Consider the following 15,603-nt stretch of genomic DNA (forward strand, 5'->3'; position numbering starts at 1 on the left):
GTATTAGCTTTACACTTAGAAAATTGAGTTGATATACAATAAAAATACTAACATTAATTTAGTTTAAATATTTTAAGTGTATTATGTATGTTATATTTAATTAGTTTAAAAATTTAATGATAAGTACTAATTTTCATTAAATTTTATTGAAATAATTTAAATTATTTACTTATTTTAAATTATTAGCTAAAATTATATTAAATAAGTAAGGAGGTGAATAGATATAGACGAGATAGATTTAAAAATAATTAATTCTCTAAAAAAGAACAGTAGAGCCTCAACTTCTGAAATAAGTAGACAAGTTAATCTATCAATACCAGCAGTTTCAGAGCGTATAAAGAAAATTGAACAGTCAAATATAATTCAAAAGTATACTATTCAAATCAATCGAGAAAAAACAAAATATAAACTTTTAGCTTTCATATTTATCAATACAGATTTATCTAAAAGTATAGAAGAGTTTAAGAAGACTATATTGGAGTATGACACTGTATTAGAATGTCATCACATTTCAGGAGAATATGATTATTTAATAAAAGTATTAGCAGAGGATACAAATGAACTTGAAGAATTTATATCAATAACTTTGAAAAAAATCAGAGGAATCCAGAAAGCTAATACAACCATTGTTTTATCAACAATTAAAGAGGAAATTAATACAATCAAAGATATTTTTTAGATGAGCATAGACTTAAATGGTGATTATATTAATACCTACTTTATTACATATTTTTAGGAGGAAAATACAATATGAAAGTTTTAGTTTTTTTAGCAAAAGGTTTTGAAACTATGGAATTTAGCGTATTTGTAGATGTTATGGGATGGGCTAGAAATGATTATGATTACGATATAGATGTAGTAACTGGTGGATTTAAAAAGCAAGTTGTAAGCACATTTAATGTTCCAGTATTAGTTGACAAAACAATAGATGAAATATGTGTAGATGATTATGATGCTTTAGCTATTCCTGGAGGATTTGAAGAGTTTGGATTTTATGATGAAGCATATGATACATCTTTTTTAAACTTAATAAGAGAGTTTGATACAAAGGAAAAGATAATTGCTACTATTTGTGTAGCAGCTTTACCTGTTGGTAAAAGCGGTGTTTTAAAAAATCGTAAAGCTACTACATATCATTTAAAAGATGGTCAAAGACAAAAACAGTTAAGTGAATTTGATGTAAATGTAGTCAATGAGCCAATTGTTGTAGATAGAAATATTATAACTTCATATTGTCCAGAAACTGCACCACATGTAGCTTTTAAGCTTTTAGAAATGTTGACATCTAAGGAATATATGGAAGTTGTAAAATTAGCTATGGGATTTAAATTATAATAAATTAAAGTTTATTTAAGTAATCAGAACCCCAATCACACATAACATCTAAAATAGGAATAATGCTTTTTCCAAAATCGGATAATGAATATTCCACTTTTGGAGGTACAACAGGATAAACAACTCTTATAATAAAACCATCTGTTTCTAATTCACGTAATTGTTGAGTTAGCATTTTAGGAGTTGCTTTAGTAATTAATTTTCTAAGTTCATTAAATCTTAATGTGGTATCTTTAAGATGCCAAAGGATAAGTGTTTTATATTTACCACCAATCAATGCAAGTGTTGCTTCTATAGGACAACTGTAATTACTTGAACATTTTTTCATTTTTTTAGACCTCTCAATATATTTTGAAGTACCCTTTTTGGTACTATGTTACAAAAAAGTGCATTATTGTAATATATAATTATAGTGATAAGATTATAGCATAGGTTAAATAAATCATCAACTTAGCCTAATAAAATGATAGGGGGTAATCGTCAGCCTTAAAGATTAATTGTAATACAAGAAAAAGAGGGTCTTAATAAAGTTTCTAAGGCTACAAATATATATGATGCACCATTAGCAATTATCGTATGTGGAGATAAGGATAAAGTTTGGACAAGACCTTTTGATGGTAAACAACTTACAGATATTGATACAAGTATAATCACCGACCACATGATGTTACAAGCAACTGAACTTGGGTTAGCGAGTGTATGGGTATGTTATTTCAATCCAGATGTAATTAAAGAAGAATTTAATTTGTCAGATAATCTTGAGCCAGTAAACATATTACTAATAGGATATGAGGCTGGAACACCAGAAAGCCCAAATAGACATGATAAAACTCGTCTTCCTTTAAATGAAATTGTTTCTTATGAATCTCTTTAGATATAAAAGTAAGTTATCTATATGAGATGTATAATGAGTTATTTTTTTAAATAAAGTTTTAGAAAAAGTTAATGCTTATATAAAATTAATTTTAGTGAAGTATATATCTGATTGAACAATGATGTATACTTCACTATTTTAATTACTTAGAATACCTACTAATACTTTGAATATCCACTAAACTTAAATTTTCATTATATTAATAAAAATACATCGATATTAATTAAAATACATCAATTAAATCAATTTTCGAGTCTGGAAAACCACTTAAAATATAATCTTTTATATCGCTTAGGTGGTCATAAATTTGTTTTTCAGAAACTCCATCAGGGCCATATACAAAGTATAGAATATTTTTAGTTTCTTTTGTAATCTTTGTACGATTATCTGGTCCATTAAGAATACTAGATAGTATACCAAGGTTATCTGATAAAAATAAATCGTCTCTTGTTAGAGTTTGCTCTCTTTTTCCTATACCATAAAAATGTTCATTTTCATTTGCTAAATCTATTTTTAAAGGTGATTCTATTTTATCAAGGTCATGTCCTGCTGCTAGAAGAAGATTTTTTAATTCTGCTAAAAACATTACTTGAATAGGTAGACTTACATTTGGAATACCTTTTGATTTTAGTAAAAGGGATTCTAATTGAAGTAATACAGGATAAGTTTTCTTAAATTTTTTATAATACTTTATGTAGTTGGAAAGAGGTTCTGTTTTAATCTTTTCTTTACGATTGTATTCAGGATTTTGTGCAATAATATTTTTAATTTCAGAGTTTTTAAGAAGTAAAAAATTTTCTTCATTAGGTGTTGAATAGGTCATATTTACAATCATAACTCCAAATTTAATATTGTGATAAATTTCTTTTACTCTACTTGATATTTCTAACATAATTTAGACTCCTTTTTATTTTTTGTTTTATGGTATAATCTTAGCAAGTAAAAAGTGGATTTTGTAGTTCCATTTTTATAGTGATTTTATAGAACCACTTTTGGAGGTATTAAAATGTGGATTACAATTAATAGAAATAGTGACATATCATTATCAAGACAAATTTATAAAGCAAATATCAAGATTTATCCTGTACAGCAATATGCAATTGAGAATAAAGTAGAATATGACCATGAAGTTGTCCTAGGATATGCTCATCTTAGTTTTGATGAAATTGAACAGGGAGTAAGAATACTTAGTAAAATAATACATACAAATCAAGATGTATAGGGAATGTTTTTTACAATAGCTTATTTTTAGGTATGTATTTTACTTTAGTTTTTTTACAACTCACATATTCATTTATACTACATACTTCCAATTGTATTGTGTGGACAAATTACTTATTGTATTCTGAAATCATCAATTAAGGAAGGTAGATGAAATGGATGAATAAGATAATAGAAGTAATTAATTTGCAAAAAAGCTATGATGCTTTTAAAGCTGTGAAAGGGATTGATTTTTATGTAGAGGAAGGTAATTTGTTTGCATTACTGGGAGCTAATGGTGCTGGAAAATCTACAACAATTGATATTCTTTGTACATTATTGAATTATGATAGTGGAGAAGTGATTATAGATGGGCATAAGTTAGGTGTAGAGGATAATAAGATTAAAGAAAAAATTGGAGTAGTATTTCAAGAAAGTATACTAGACCCACTCTTGACAGTAAGAGAGAATCTTACAATTCGTGCAAAATTTTATATTAAGAATAAAGATAAAGTAAGACAAATTGTGCATGAATCTGCTTTATCTGTAGGAGCTATGGAATTTATAGATAGACCATATGGTAAATTGTCTGGAGGTCAAAAGCGTAGGGCTGATATAGCAAGAGCTCTTTTAAATACTCCTAAAATACTGTTTCTAGATGAGCCTACAACAGGGCTTGACCCGGAAGCTAGAAAATGTGTATGGGATACTATATTAAAATTACAAAAACAATATGGTTTTTCTATAGTTCTTACAACCCATTATATGGAGGAGGCTACAAAAGCTGATTATATTGTAATGCTTGATTATGGTGTTATAACAGCAAAAGGTTCACCTCATGAACTAAAATATAAATACAAAGCAAATAATTTAGATGATGTATTTTTGAATATAGTTAGAAATAGAGGTGAAAAAAATGTTTAATATAGCACAAAGAAATATAATGATTTTTTTAAGAAATAAAAGAGGCGTATTTTCATCTTTTTTAGGTGCAATAATTGTAATCGCTATATATATTATTTTTTTAGGAGAAAATTTGAAGGAAGGTTATCCAAATATTAAAGACATAGATATATTAATGAATAGTTGGGCAATGGCAGGAATTATTTCTGTTGTTTCTGTAACTACAACAATGGGTTCATTTGGAGTTACAGTATTAGATAAGGAATTAAAAAGAACCAAAGATTTTTATTGTTCGCCTGTTAAGACGAGAGAGCTGGTGGGAGGATATATTTTAAGTTCATATTTAATTGGTGTAATTATGAGTATATTTACATTTATACTTGCAGAGATATATATTGTATTAAGTGGGGGACAATTTTTACCTATGCTTTCTATTATAAAGGTCATTGGTGTAATATTATTAACAGTTTTATCATCTAGTGCAATGATATTTTTTATTGTAAATTTGTTAAATAGCATAGATACATTTGCAACTGCTTCTACGATTATAGGTACTCTTATTGGATTCTTGACAGGAATTTATATACCTATTGGAAGCTTACCTCAAGCAGTACAAACCATTATAAAGTTATTTCCAATTTCACATGGGACTGTATTACTTAGACAAATTATTACGGAGTCTCCATCAAAAGTAACATTTGTGGATTCAACAAATGTATTGACTGTATTTAATGAACATATGGGAGTAACATTTGGTGGTATTGGCAGTTTGCATGAAACTTCAATTCATATTATGTTTCTAGTTATTTCTGCAATAGTCTTTTATTTTGTTACTATACTTATGGTATCAAGAAAAGAAAGCTAGAAATTAATAGTAGGAAAATACAGTATAGTCTTTTTATAGAAATCAAAAGAAAGGATGTGTTAGAGTGAAAGTAGTAATTGAAACTCCATTAGATGGAGAAGAGGATGAAATTATCATAAGATGCAGAAATCTTGATGATGAAATGCTTAAATTGATTTTTAACATCAGGATGCAAAGAGAGTCTCTTATAGCATATAAAAATGAACAACTCTATCGTATCAATCCTTTAGATGTTTATTACTTCGAATCTGTAGATAATCATACTTATCTTTATTGTAAAAATGATGTTTATGAGTTTAAGAAGAAGCTTTATCAGATTGAGGAAATTTTTTTAAATAGTGATTTTCTTAGAATATCCAAGTCTGTAATATTAAATCTTACAAAAATAGACTCAATTGTACCAGCGTTTAATGGTAGATTTGAAGTAATACTAGATAATGGTGAAAAGACAATTATTTCACGCCAATATGTACCAATGTTGAAGAAAAAACTAAGGATATAAAGGAGTTGATTGAATATGAATTTAATAAATATACTAAAGAATGTAGTTCGTTATTTTTGTATGATAACTACAGGAGTTTTAATATCTGTTTTTACTTTTTGTCTATTATTTAGCCCTGATGAGACATTTAGTATAAGTATTTTCCAACAGATTTTATTAATTGCATTGGTAACATCTCTATCCACATTAATTTTTTATTCAAAACGAGAACTAGGTAGAAAAGAGTTACTAATTCGTCAAGTAATTCATATGATTTTTCTGTTTGTTTTTGTTATGTGGTTTTCATTTAAAAGTAATTGGATTGATAGTGGGCATATTTTTCAAGCTCTGTTTATAGCACTATCTATATTTATTATCTATCTTTGTATAACACTTGCTACTTGTAAAAGAGATAAGAAAGAATCTATTTTACTAAATAAAGGTCTGAAAGAATATAGGAAAAATAAAATTAGTAAATGATAGCGAAAGTAATTCAACAAATTGTAAATTTATTATTAATTAAGTTTTTATACAAGTCATTTATTTAAGATAGCAATTTATATTAAGAAGAAAATTCTTGTATGAGTTATAATACTTAAAAGGAGATGATGAGGTTGAAAACAAATACAGATGTGATTATGGAAATCATTGATTATATAGAAGAACATCTTACAGAAAATCTAAATCTAGATAAAATAGCTGATGTTGCTAGTTATTCAAAATATCATTTACACAGAATGTTTACAAATATTGTGGGATGTACTATACATCAATACATTAAAAGAAGGAGACTTACTGAAGCAGCTAGACAACTTGTATTTACAGATAAATACATTATAGATATAGCTCTTACAGTTGGATATGCTACACACCAGTCTTTCACATTAGCATTTAAAACTTTATATAAAGAATCTCCACAAATATATAGAAGTAAAGATGAATTTTATCCTATTCAACAAAGATTTGTTTTAAATTCAAATCATCAAATCCAAAATGTAGAGTGTATTTCTTATACAAGTATTAATTATGAACGAAGAAGAGATGAAATCAATTCTTATCTCAACTTTAATATTAATTGTGAGGTGAAAGTAGCATGAATTTAGTACCACATGTGATTGAACAGACAGGTCAAGGTGAAAGGTCTTATGATATATATTCAAAACTATTAAAAGATAGAATTATATTTATAGGGGAAGAAATTAATGATGCTATTGCAAGTTTGGTAGTGGCTCAATTACTATTCTTAGAATCAGAAGACCCAGATGCAGATATAACTATATATATAAATAGCCCAGGAGGGGTTGTAACATCAGGGTTTGCTATATACGATACTATGAACTATGTCAGATGTGATGTATCAACTATTTGTATTGGTATGGCTGCAAGTATGAGCGCCTTTTTACTTGCTGGAGGTACAAAAGGAAAAAGATATGCCCTACCTAACGCAGAGATTATGATACATCAACCTATGGGTGGTGTTAAAGGGCAAGCAACAGATGTAAAAATAGCAGTAGATAATATATTGAGAAAAAAGGAAAAATTAGATAGAATTCTTTCTGAGAATACTGGAAAATCAATAGAAGATATTAGAATAGATACAGATAGAGATAATTTTATGTCTGCACTGGAAGCTAAAGAATACGGATTAATTGATTGTATAATGGAGAAAAGAGAGTAGAGTACTCTTTTAAAAGCTTAATATATAGTATATAACTAATATTAAAATAATCATGTTTAAATAAACATGGTTATTTTTTGTTTAAAAAAGAAGTTTTTAAAATGGCAAGTAAATGAGTAATAAATAGTAATTTTACATACAATTTTAGATACTTTCTAGAGATATTAACCAATGTGGTTGTAATGATATGATAACTTATAGACCACACTGGTTAAGCTGAGTAGAAAATATTAATTTTTTCAATCAACTAATAATAAACCAAAGTGATTTTGAATTTCTCCCTTTTCTCGCAAAGTATTTATTTCAAGTCCATTTGACCTTACTGTAGCAAAAACATCAATACCACATGCTTCCATTGATGGAGCAGTCTTGTTAGGAAAACTACAAGTATCAGGATTACATTTGGCACACTTTGTACAAGGACCACTTCCAAAAGCAATTGCTTTATAGTATCCATCTAAAAAAAGTTCTCTTGCTATTTCAACAGCTAGAGGAGTAACAATACTCATTTTGTGACATCGAAATAAAATAGCTTTTCTGTAACAATCTATTATTGCTTGTGTCTGTTGATAAGTTGGAGTGCTGGGCGGACAACAATGACTATGACCATATGTATTACAACCAAACTGACACTTATAAATTGTCCATGCCGCTGTGACAATCGTTTTAGGGTCTATTGAAACTGCAATGTCAGCTCCACTAGATTTTAACATTTCAAAGTATTTTTTCATAATTTACCTCCTACCAAAAATAGTTTAATTTTTTATATTGTATGAATGATTAAATTTTACATATTCTTATACTTATGGTAACGCAAAAATACATATCAATCAAATCGAAGTATTTAAATTCTGAATTCAATAAAAATGAACTATAAATATACATGATAAATAAACTTACCTACTGATTTTTTGTCGTTAAAAATTTTCTAACTTTCAATAACAAAATAAGAGGAAATACCATATATTACTTATGTCTGTAATATATAAAAGACAAAGGAGTTGTACATTATGATTACAATAAGTTTGTGCATGATTGTTAAAAATGAGGAAGAAGTTATAGGTAGATGTTTAGAGTGTGTAAAGGATATAGTAGATGAAATTATAGTTGTAGATACTGGTTCTACAGATTCCACAAAAGAAATAGTTTCAAAATATACGGACATGGTGTACGATTTCGAATGGATAGATGATTTCTCTGCTGCGAGAAATTTTTCATTTTCTAAAGCTTCTAAAGACTATATAATGTGGCTTGATGCAGATGACATAATTTTAGAAGAGGATAGAAAAGAATTATCAAAAGTTAAGGAAAATTTAGATACTTCTATTGATATGGTCATGGCAAAATATAATGTATCATTTGATGAAAACGGAAAACCAACTTTATCATATTATAGAGAACGCTTATTTAAGAGAAGTTCTAATTATAAATGGGTTGACCCTATTCATGAAGTAATACCTCTTGTTGGAGAAATATTTTATTCTGACATCGCAATATCACATAAAAAACTTCACAGACAGGACCCTTTAAGAAATCTCAGAATTTTTGAAAAAATGATTTCAGAAGGTAGGATATTGGAGCCAAGACATCAGTTTTATTACTCAAGAGAATTGTATTACAATGCAAGGTATAAAGACGCTATAGAAGGTTTTACTAAGTTTTTAGACTCGTCAAAAGGGTGGATTGAGGACTGTATAAGTGCTTGCAGAGATTTAGCCACATGCTATTACTTAATTAATGATGAAAAAAGTGCCTTATATTCTTTATTTAGAAGCTTTGAATTTGATGAGCCAAGAGCAGAAGTTTGCTGTGATATAGGAAAGCACTTGTTTGATAGACAAAGATATAAAGAAGCTATTTTTTGGTATAAGGTAGCATTAACTAGAGATAAAAATGACATTAATGGAGGATTTAAGTCAAATGATTGTTATGGATACTTACCATGTATACAATTAAGTGTATGCTATGACAAACTAGGAGAAATGGATAAAGCCATATCTTATCATGAAAAAGCAAAAGAAATCAAACCTAACGATAGTGCTATTTTATACAATGAAAATTATTTTAGTAACTATAAAAGTTATTAATAAGTCACAATAATACTAATTTTGACATATTATGTAGAGAGCATGAAAGCTCAAATATATTAGGAGGTGCTTTAAGTAATGAGTAAAAATAAATATTTTGGCCCATTTGATGGTAATAACCATGATAACAATTATGGTGATTACAATAGCGGTTGCGATAGTTGTAATAGTTGTGACTGTCATCATGGTTGCCCACCATCATGTATAGGTCCAACAGGTCCAATGGGTCCCAGAGGTAGAACAGGTCCCACAGGCCCAACAGGTACAACCGGACCAATGGGTCCAACAGGAACAATAGGAAACACAGGAGTAACAGGAAACACAGGAGCAACAGGGTTAATAGGCCCAACAGGAGCAACAGGGTCAGCAGGTCCAACAGGAGTGACAGGAGCAACAGGGTTTGGAGTAACAGGCCCAACAGGTCCAACAGGAGCAACAGGAACACCTGGAGCGACAGGAGTGACAGGTCCAACAGGAGCAACAGGAGATACAGGAGCAGATGGAACAACAGGTCCAACAGGTCCAACAGGAGCAACAGGGTTTGGAGTAACAGGTCCAACAGGTCCAACAGGAGCAACAGGAGTAGGAGCAACAGGAGCAACAGGTCTAATAGGTCCAACAGGAGCAACAGGAACACCTGGAACAACAGGCCCAACAGGCCCAACAGGTCCAACAGGAGCAAATGGATTGATAGGCCCAACAGGAGCAACAGGAAATACAGGGGCAGATGGAGCAACAGGTCCAACAGGCCCAACAGGAGCAACAGGAGATACAGGAGCAGATGGATTGGCAGGCCCAACAGGTCCAACAGGTCCAATAGGAACACCTGGAGCAACAGGTCCAACAGGAAATACAGGAGCAACAGGGGTAGGAATAACAGGAGCAACAGGAGCGACAGGAGCAACAGGTCCAACAGGAGCAGATGGATTAGTAGGTCCAACAGGAGCAACAGGAAACACAGGAGCAGATGGAGTACCAGGTCCAACAGGTCCAACAGGAGCAACAGGAAATACAGGAGCAGATGGAGCAACAGGCCCAACAGGAGCAACAGGAAACACAGGAGCAGATGGAGTACCAGGTCCAACAGGAGCAACAGGAAATACAGGAGCAGATGGAGCAACAGGAGTAACAGGTCCAACAGGGGCAACAGGAAATACAGGAGCAGATGGATTAGTAGGTCCAACAGGAGCAACAGGAGCAACAGGAATAGCAGGAGCTAGTGCAATAATACCTTTTTCATCAGGTATACCACTATCACTTACAACTATAGCTGGTGGATTAATAGGAACACCAGGATTTGTTGGTTTTGGTAGTTCAGCTCCAGGTGTAAGTATAGTTGGTGGAACAATAGATCTTACAAACCCAGCAGGAACATTGACTAACTTTGCATTTTCAATGCCAAGAGCTGGAACAATAACATCTATTTCAGCATATTTTAGTACAACATTAGCACTTTCACTTATTGGTTCAACAGTTACAATTACAGCTACACTTTACCAATCAACTACACCAAATAATACATTTACAGCTGTACCAGGAGCAACAGTTACACTAGCTCCACCACTTACAGGGTTATTGTCAGTAGGAACAATTTCTACTGGAATAGCAACAGGATTAAGCATACCAGCAACAGCAGAAACTCGTTTCCTATTAGTATTTACTGCATCAGCTTCAGGTCTTTCATTAGTTAATACTGTAGCAGGATATGCAAGTGCAGGAATTTCAATTAGTTAGATTAAATAATTGAAATAAACAGACTTTCAGCATCTAATTTAGATGCTGGAAGTTTTTTATTTTGATATCAATTGATAAAGCATAATATAGAGTACTGGTATATAATATAAAATAATAACATGAAATTAGAGATAGAATTGTCTAGGGGGATATTATGAAAACTAAAATTGAAGAATTAATGAACCGTTTTGTAAAAGATTACAATAAGTCAAATAATGTAAATTCAAAATGGCAAGAACTTTTATTTGCCTATGCATCTGCTGAAGATGAAATGTTTTATCAGTTAAAAAAAGTTATAGGAACATCTCATGCTATGCCAAAAGATTTCTTGAAAAATGGTAAGACTATAATTACATATTTTATACCCTTTGATAAAAACATAAATGATAGTAATATTGGAGGGCTTGAATGTTCAGAAAGTTGGGCAAGAGCTTATATAGAAACTAATAAATTGATTTCTGACTTGAATACTTTTTTATGTGAAGAGCTAGGAAACATGGGGTTTGACTCCTACGCTATTCCTGGGTCATATAATTTTGATAATGATAAATTGATTAGTGATTGGTCACAAAGACATGTAGCATTCATAGCAGGTCTTGGAACTTTTGGTCTAAATAATATGCTTATTACAGAAAAAGGATGTTGTGGAAGGGTAGGAAGTATAATCACAAGTTTAAAATTAGAACCAACTAAAAGACCAGAAAAGGAATACTGCTTGTATAAACATAATAACAGTTGTAAAAAGTGTGTAAGTAAATGTGTGAAAGAAGCTTTAAAAGAAGATGGGTTTGATAGAAATAAGTGTTATGAAATGTGCATGATAAATGAGAAAAAATATTCTTATATAGGTGGATGTGATATCTGTGGAAAATGTATAGTTGGAGTTCCATGTTCAGTAATAAACCCATCAATGTAAAAAGTTTCTGTTAATTAACAATTCTAATTTGATATGTAATAAACTACAAATATAAATAAAAAATAAAGAAATTATGTTGATTGACAACTATTTGTGCTATTGATAGACTTATATGTATCGCTGTGGTATAAGGAGGGGTGAGACTTTATGCTTGATTTAATCTTTATTTTTGCATAGCAAGGGCTATTGCAACTATAAAATTTAATATACAGATAGCCCTTTGCTATTCCTAATAAAAAATTACTGTTTAATAGGAGAGCAAAATGAGCTATAAAAAAGCAATACATGTATTACCAGAAGAATTACTTGAATTGATACAAGAATATGTGGATGGAGAATGTATTTATATTCCCAGAAAATCAAACAATAAAAGAGAATGGGGAAGTAATACATCTACTCGTGAAGATTTAACAATCAGAAATATGCAAATTTATGAAGATTATCAAGTTGGTCATGATTTGCAATATTTATCAGAAAAATATTATCTGTCTTTGAAGAGTATTCAAAGAATTATATTACAAGAAAAAAGAAAAGATATTTAAATGTAAGCCAGTATAGTTATATAACTATACTGGCTTATTTTCTTTTGTTAAAAATGTTTAAGGTATAGTTTTTTTTTAGTGGATGCTATAATTTAATTAATTTCAGAAGCTTATATAATAATAAAATCCAGAGGTAGTGTCTATATTAAGAGAAAATAATTTGTTATATAAGTATATAATTGAAATTAAAATTTATTAAAAATTAGGAGGTACTATTTTGAAAAAAATGCTTGATTATATTCCACCTTTTCACAACTTTCTATTTTAGCAATATTATAGAAAGGAAATTGTATTTATGCAAAAAATTACTTGGGAGATTGAGTATAAATCCCAATTGCCAGTAATTAGGTACTGCAAAAAATGTGGAAAAAAGACTGAATATATTTGTTCAGATTTATTTAGAGTGAATGCTCAACATAAGTATTTAGATATTTGGTTAATATATAAATGCTCAAATTGTGATTCCACATGGAATTCAACCATATATTCTCGTATTAATCCAAAAAACTTAAATCCAGAAATATTAGAACAATTTTATACGAATGATTATAATCTTGTTAAACAATATGCTATGAATGTTGAACTTTTACATAGAAATGGGGCGGAAGTTGGCATCCCAGAATATAAAATAGTAGGTCAAGATATTTGTATTGATGACCTTACACAAGTTCATATTGCAAGTAAGTATCCATGTCAATTAAAGGTATCTACATTATTACGTGAGAAGCTTGGCTTATCTCGAAAGGTCTTTGAAGACATGCTAGACTGTGGGATGATAAAAAGTATATCTGGAGTTGACTTAAGGAGAAGTAAATTAAATTATGAGATTGTGTTACAAATTGGAAAGAGTAAACAAGAATATTTAAATCAGTTAGACTAGCTGGTTTAATATGTTTTATGTAACATCATTTTAAATAAGTATAGCAACTTTAAAAATACAAAGAAGCTATACTTATTTATGTATAATAGCATTATCTTTTTTCTAGATTTTCTAATATCTCGTAGTAGTGTGTTGTAGCTAGTGCACTTGGCTTACCTTTTTTACAGAAAGATAACTTGGATAGCTTTGGGACTACACGTTCAACAACAATCTGATTATCTGACATTTTAGATTCAAGTATCTTTAATGCTTCTAGAAATCTCTTATCCTTCTTTGCACGATTATAAAATGATAAAACATAAACATAAAGAAATAGATTGTAATTGCGGAAAGGATATTCAACTTGCATGAATAATGTACCAATTCCATAGTGGCAAGGTCCGATTGGTTTTCTAATTGTCCAATGTTCAAGTAAAAAATCTACAGCCTTATCAAGTTTTGATTCTTTATTTAAATAGTCGCTAAAACGGAATGCATCTAATATATTAAGTGTTGGAAGTGGGTTTGAGTACTCAGTTTCTGGACCTCTACTAAAACTGAACTTATTGCAACGCCAACCACCATCAGTATACTGAGTATCTAAAAAGTATTGAAACGTCTTTTCGATTCTAACATCTGAAGCATATCCCATGTGGCAAAGTGCATTGGTTGCATTAGCTGTATGGCAGGGATAAATACCTCCTTTTGGATATAATTTAAAACGCCCATCTTCTCTCCATGTGCTAAATATCAAGTCAGCGCATTCTTTAAGTAAAGTATCAGTAGGTTTCATACCCAATTCCAATAGATAAAGTACACTATCTAGTGTGGTGAAAGGTGAACCTTTCATTAAACGTTTGTCAGGTGTAGCCCAATAGTCTGCACCATTATCATATCTGTGTGACAATATCTCTTCTATATCTGATAAATATTGATTTTCTACGTTCATTTTTTAACTCCATTTCATATTAGATTCTAACTAAATTTATCAAAAAATTTATTATAATAGTATTGATGCTTACAATTGATTTACTTTATTCAAAATTGCATCTATAGCTGTATCAGGAACAACTGCTAAGTCTTCTGCATTAAAATAATAAATTATATTAGAGTCAAATAATATATTTGAATTTGGTGGAAATTCATCATCTCCAAGCCAAAGTATAAATATCATAGAAGTATTACCTATGTATGTAAACTTATAAGCTAGGTCACCCATTTTTATTTTTTCAGCTCCAATATTCTCCATGACTAATTTATATTTATCTATTTGAGATGTAAAGATTTCTGAAAGTCTTGCTAGAGTTCTATTTAGAAAGTTAGGATAATAAACATTACCTCCAGGAACTTCTTTAAAAGTTATATATTTATTTGTAAGAGGTATACCTTTAGCATTACACAAATACCTAAGCATTAGAATCTTAAGTTCGAAATTTTTACAGAGACTTCCATTACTATTCCAAACTTCTCCACTTGGATAATCAACCGTATACTGTCTACCAAAAAAATCAATATTAAATTTGCTTGAATCACTATTAAAGTCAATATTACTTAAATTACTAATTGTATGAGGGTCTAATTCTTTGAGTTTTTTTCGTGCATAATCAAATGGAACATTATAATTACTTGTTTTAATATTTTTATCCATAATACTTTCCTCCGATTTAAAGACCTAAGTATATATTTGTAAAAGATTTTCTTATTATTGATTTTATTATATATCTAGAATATTACAATATCAAATTAATAAATAAATTTTGTTATTTAAAGGAATCTATTTGACACACTCCCCATAGCTAAAGCAAGGGGATTCTTGGTGGCTAACGACTTAATACTATCTAAACGATAGAATCATAGGTGGTTACAAAGCCAAGCTACTTGGACGGTGTCTTCGCCACTACTACCTTATATGGTAGATACTTTTAAATTAATAGGTTGCTTATGGTTTATACTAAAATTAACTAAATTATATTTATGTTTTTTATTTAAAATATTCCATGCGCCAACTATATCTCTATGAGTTTTATAACCACAAGTACAACTATAAGTTCTACCAGTTGGTTTGTGTTTTTTAGAACACTTTGGGCAAGTTTGAGATGTGTAGTTTTCTTTAACTAGCTTAACTTCAA

Annotated in this window: 20 protein-coding genes and 1 pseudogene; 15 read left to right on the plus strand and 6 right to left on the minus strand. The window is 29.9% G+C overall.

The features are described from left to right. The first annotated feature begins 232 nt into the window (after nucleotides 1-232). Both KGF48_RS18925 and KGF48_RS18930 read left to right on the plus strand, forming a co-directional pair. Entirely contained in the window at nucleotides 233-679 is a 447-nt protein-coding gene (locus KGF48_RS18925; RefSeq protein WP_413894831.1) for an Lrp/AsnC family transcriptional regulator, read from the plus strand. A gap of 71 nt (nucleotides 680-750) precedes the next feature. Continuing rightward, nucleotides 751-1,335 (plus strand): DJ-1/PfpI family protein, encoded by a 585-nt coding sequence (locus KGF48_RS18930; protein WP_227868447.1) that lies wholly within the window; start codon nucleotides 751-753, stop codon nucleotides 1,333-1,335. A gap of 4 nt (nucleotides 1,336-1,339) precedes the next feature. Here KGF48_RS18930 and KGF48_RS18935 read toward each other — a convergent pair whose 3' ends face one another. Further along, entirely contained in the window at nucleotides 1,340-1,663 is a 324-nt protein-coding gene (locus tag KGF48_RS18935; RefSeq protein WP_227830352.1) for a winged helix-turn-helix transcriptional regulator, read from the minus strand. Nucleotides 1,664-1,804: 141 nt separating this feature from the next. Here KGF48_RS18935 and KGF48_RS18940 point away from each other — a divergent pair. After that, nucleotides 1,805-2,209 (plus strand): annotated as a pseudogene (locus KGF48_RS18940) (nitroreductase family protein); the annotation flags it as partial. A gap of 223 nt (nucleotides 2,210-2,432) precedes the next feature. Here KGF48_RS18940 and KGF48_RS18945 read toward each other — a convergent pair. Further along, entirely contained in the window at nucleotides 2,433-3,101 is a 669-nt protein-coding gene (locus KGF48_RS18945) for a phenylalanine--tRNA ligase beta subunit-related protein (RefSeq protein ID WP_227868448.1), read from the minus strand. A 114-nt stretch (nucleotides 3,102-3,215) separates the two neighbouring features. On the opposite strand from KGF48_RS18945, the gene KGF48_RS18950 reads away from it, so the two are divergent. The 7 genes from KGF48_RS18950 (at nucleotide 3,216) to clpP (ending at nucleotide 7,336) form a co-directional block, all read left to right on the plus strand. Further along, a complete protein-coding gene (locus KGF48_RS18950; RefSeq protein ID WP_227840942.1) occupies nucleotides 3,216-3,431 on the plus strand; it encodes a hypothetical protein in 216 nt (71 codons plus the stop codon). 149 nt (nucleotides 3,432-3,580) lie between these two features. Next, complete coding sequence (locus KGF48_RS18955) at nucleotides 3,581-4,333, plus strand: ATP-binding cassette domain-containing protein (RefSeq protein ID WP_227840943.1); 753 nt, start codon at nucleotides 3,581-3,583, stop codon at nucleotides 4,331-4,333. Next, complete coding sequence (locus KGF48_RS18960; RefSeq protein WP_227840944.1) at nucleotides 4,326-5,177, plus strand: ABC transporter permease; 852 nt, start codon at nucleotides 4,326-4,328, stop codon at nucleotides 5,175-5,177. Before KGF48_RS18955 ends, KGF48_RS18960 begins: the two co-directional genes overlap by 8 nt. Before the next feature lie 64 nt (nucleotides 5,178-5,241). Beyond that, entirely contained in the window at nucleotides 5,242-5,679 is a 438-nt protein-coding gene (locus KGF48_RS18965; RefSeq protein ID WP_227862166.1) for a LytTR family DNA-binding domain-containing protein, read from the plus strand. A 15-nt stretch (nucleotides 5,680-5,694) separates the two neighbouring features. Beyond that, on the plus strand, nucleotides 5,695-6,138 hold the full coding sequence (locus KGF48_RS18970) for a DUF3021 family protein (protein WP_227862165.1): 444 nt from the start codon (nucleotides 5,695-5,697) through the stop codon (nucleotides 6,136-6,138). A gap of 128 nt (nucleotides 6,139-6,266) precedes the next feature. After that, a complete protein-coding gene (locus KGF48_RS18975; RefSeq protein ID WP_227830370.1) occupies nucleotides 6,267-6,755 on the plus strand; it encodes a helix-turn-helix domain-containing protein in 489 nt (162 codons plus the stop codon). Further along, nucleotides 6,752-7,336 carry an ATP-dependent Clp endopeptidase proteolytic subunit ClpP gene (gene clpP, locus KGF48_RS18980; RefSeq protein WP_227830360.1) on the plus strand — a complete coding sequence of 195 codons (585 nt, stop codon included), beginning with the start codon at nucleotides 6,752-6,754 and terminating at the stop codon, nucleotides 7,334-7,336. Before KGF48_RS18975 ends, clpP begins: the two co-directional genes overlap by 4 nt. A 239-nt stretch (nucleotides 7,337-7,575) precedes the next feature. On the opposite strand, the gene KGF48_RS18985 is transcribed toward clpP, so the two are convergent. Beyond that, a complete protein-coding gene (locus KGF48_RS18985) occupies nucleotides 7,576-8,067 on the minus strand; it encodes a DUF2284 domain-containing protein (RefSeq protein ID WP_227862164.1) in 492 nt (163 codons plus the stop codon). 279 nt (nucleotides 8,068-8,346) lie between these two features. Between KGF48_RS18985 and KGF48_RS18990 the strand changes: the two genes are divergently transcribed. From KGF48_RS18990 to KGF48_RS19010, 5 genes are all read left to right on the plus strand, one after another. Further along, nucleotides 8,347-9,423 (plus strand): glycosyltransferase, encoded by a 1,077-nt coding sequence (locus KGF48_RS18990; protein WP_227868449.1) that lies wholly within the window; start codon nucleotides 8,347-8,349, stop codon nucleotides 9,421-9,423. Nucleotides 9,424-9,501: 78 nt separating this feature from the next. Continuing rightward, nucleotides 9,502-11,157 (plus strand): exosporium glycoprotein BclB-related protein, encoded by a 1,656-nt coding sequence (locus tag KGF48_RS18995; RefSeq protein WP_227868450.1) that lies wholly within the window; start codon nucleotides 9,502-9,504, stop codon nucleotides 11,155-11,157. A 154-nt stretch (nucleotides 11,158-11,311) separates the two neighbouring features. Then, on the plus strand, nucleotides 11,312-12,073 hold the full coding sequence (locus KGF48_RS19000) for an epoxyqueuosine reductase (protein ID WP_227840951.1): 762 nt from the start codon (nucleotides 11,312-11,314) through the stop codon (nucleotides 12,071-12,073). Between the two features lie 263 nt (nucleotides 12,074-12,336). Continuing rightward, a complete protein-coding gene (locus KGF48_RS19005; protein ID WP_227830365.1) occupies nucleotides 12,337-12,615 on the plus strand; it encodes a CD3324 family protein in 279 nt (92 codons plus the stop codon). Nucleotides 12,616-12,910: 295 nt separating this feature from the next. Continuing rightward, on the plus strand, nucleotides 12,911-13,495 hold the full coding sequence (locus KGF48_RS19010; RefSeq protein ID WP_227840952.1) for a DUF1062 domain-containing protein: 585 nt from the start codon (nucleotides 12,911-12,913) through the stop codon (nucleotides 13,493-13,495). 91 nt (nucleotides 13,496-13,586) lie between these two features. Here the strand turns inward: KGF48_RS19010 and KGF48_RS19015 are convergent, their stop codons facing one another. The 3 genes from KGF48_RS19015 to KGF48_RS19025 form a co-directional block, all read right to left on the minus strand. Continuing rightward, on the minus strand, nucleotides 13,587-14,423 hold the full coding sequence (locus tag KGF48_RS19015; protein WP_227840953.1) for a prenyltransferase: 837 nt from the start codon (nucleotides 14,421-14,423) through the stop codon (nucleotides 13,587-13,589). Nucleotides 14,424-14,492: 69 nt separating this feature from the next. Next, complete coding sequence (locus KGF48_RS19020; RefSeq protein ID WP_227840954.1) at nucleotides 14,493-15,122, minus strand: DUF3786 domain-containing protein; 630 nt, start codon at nucleotides 15,120-15,122, stop codon at nucleotides 14,493-14,495. Between the two features lie 257 nt (nucleotides 15,123-15,379). Further along, on the minus strand, nucleotides 15,380-15,603 hold a 224-nt coding region (locus KGF48_RS19025), incomplete at its 5' end, for a transposase (RefSeq protein ID WP_227868451.1).

It is taken from the genome of Clostridioides sp. ZZV15-6388 (genome assembly GCF_020657755.1).
Lineage (GTDB): Bacteria > Bacillota > Clostridia > Peptostreptococcales > Peptostreptococcaceae > Clostridioides.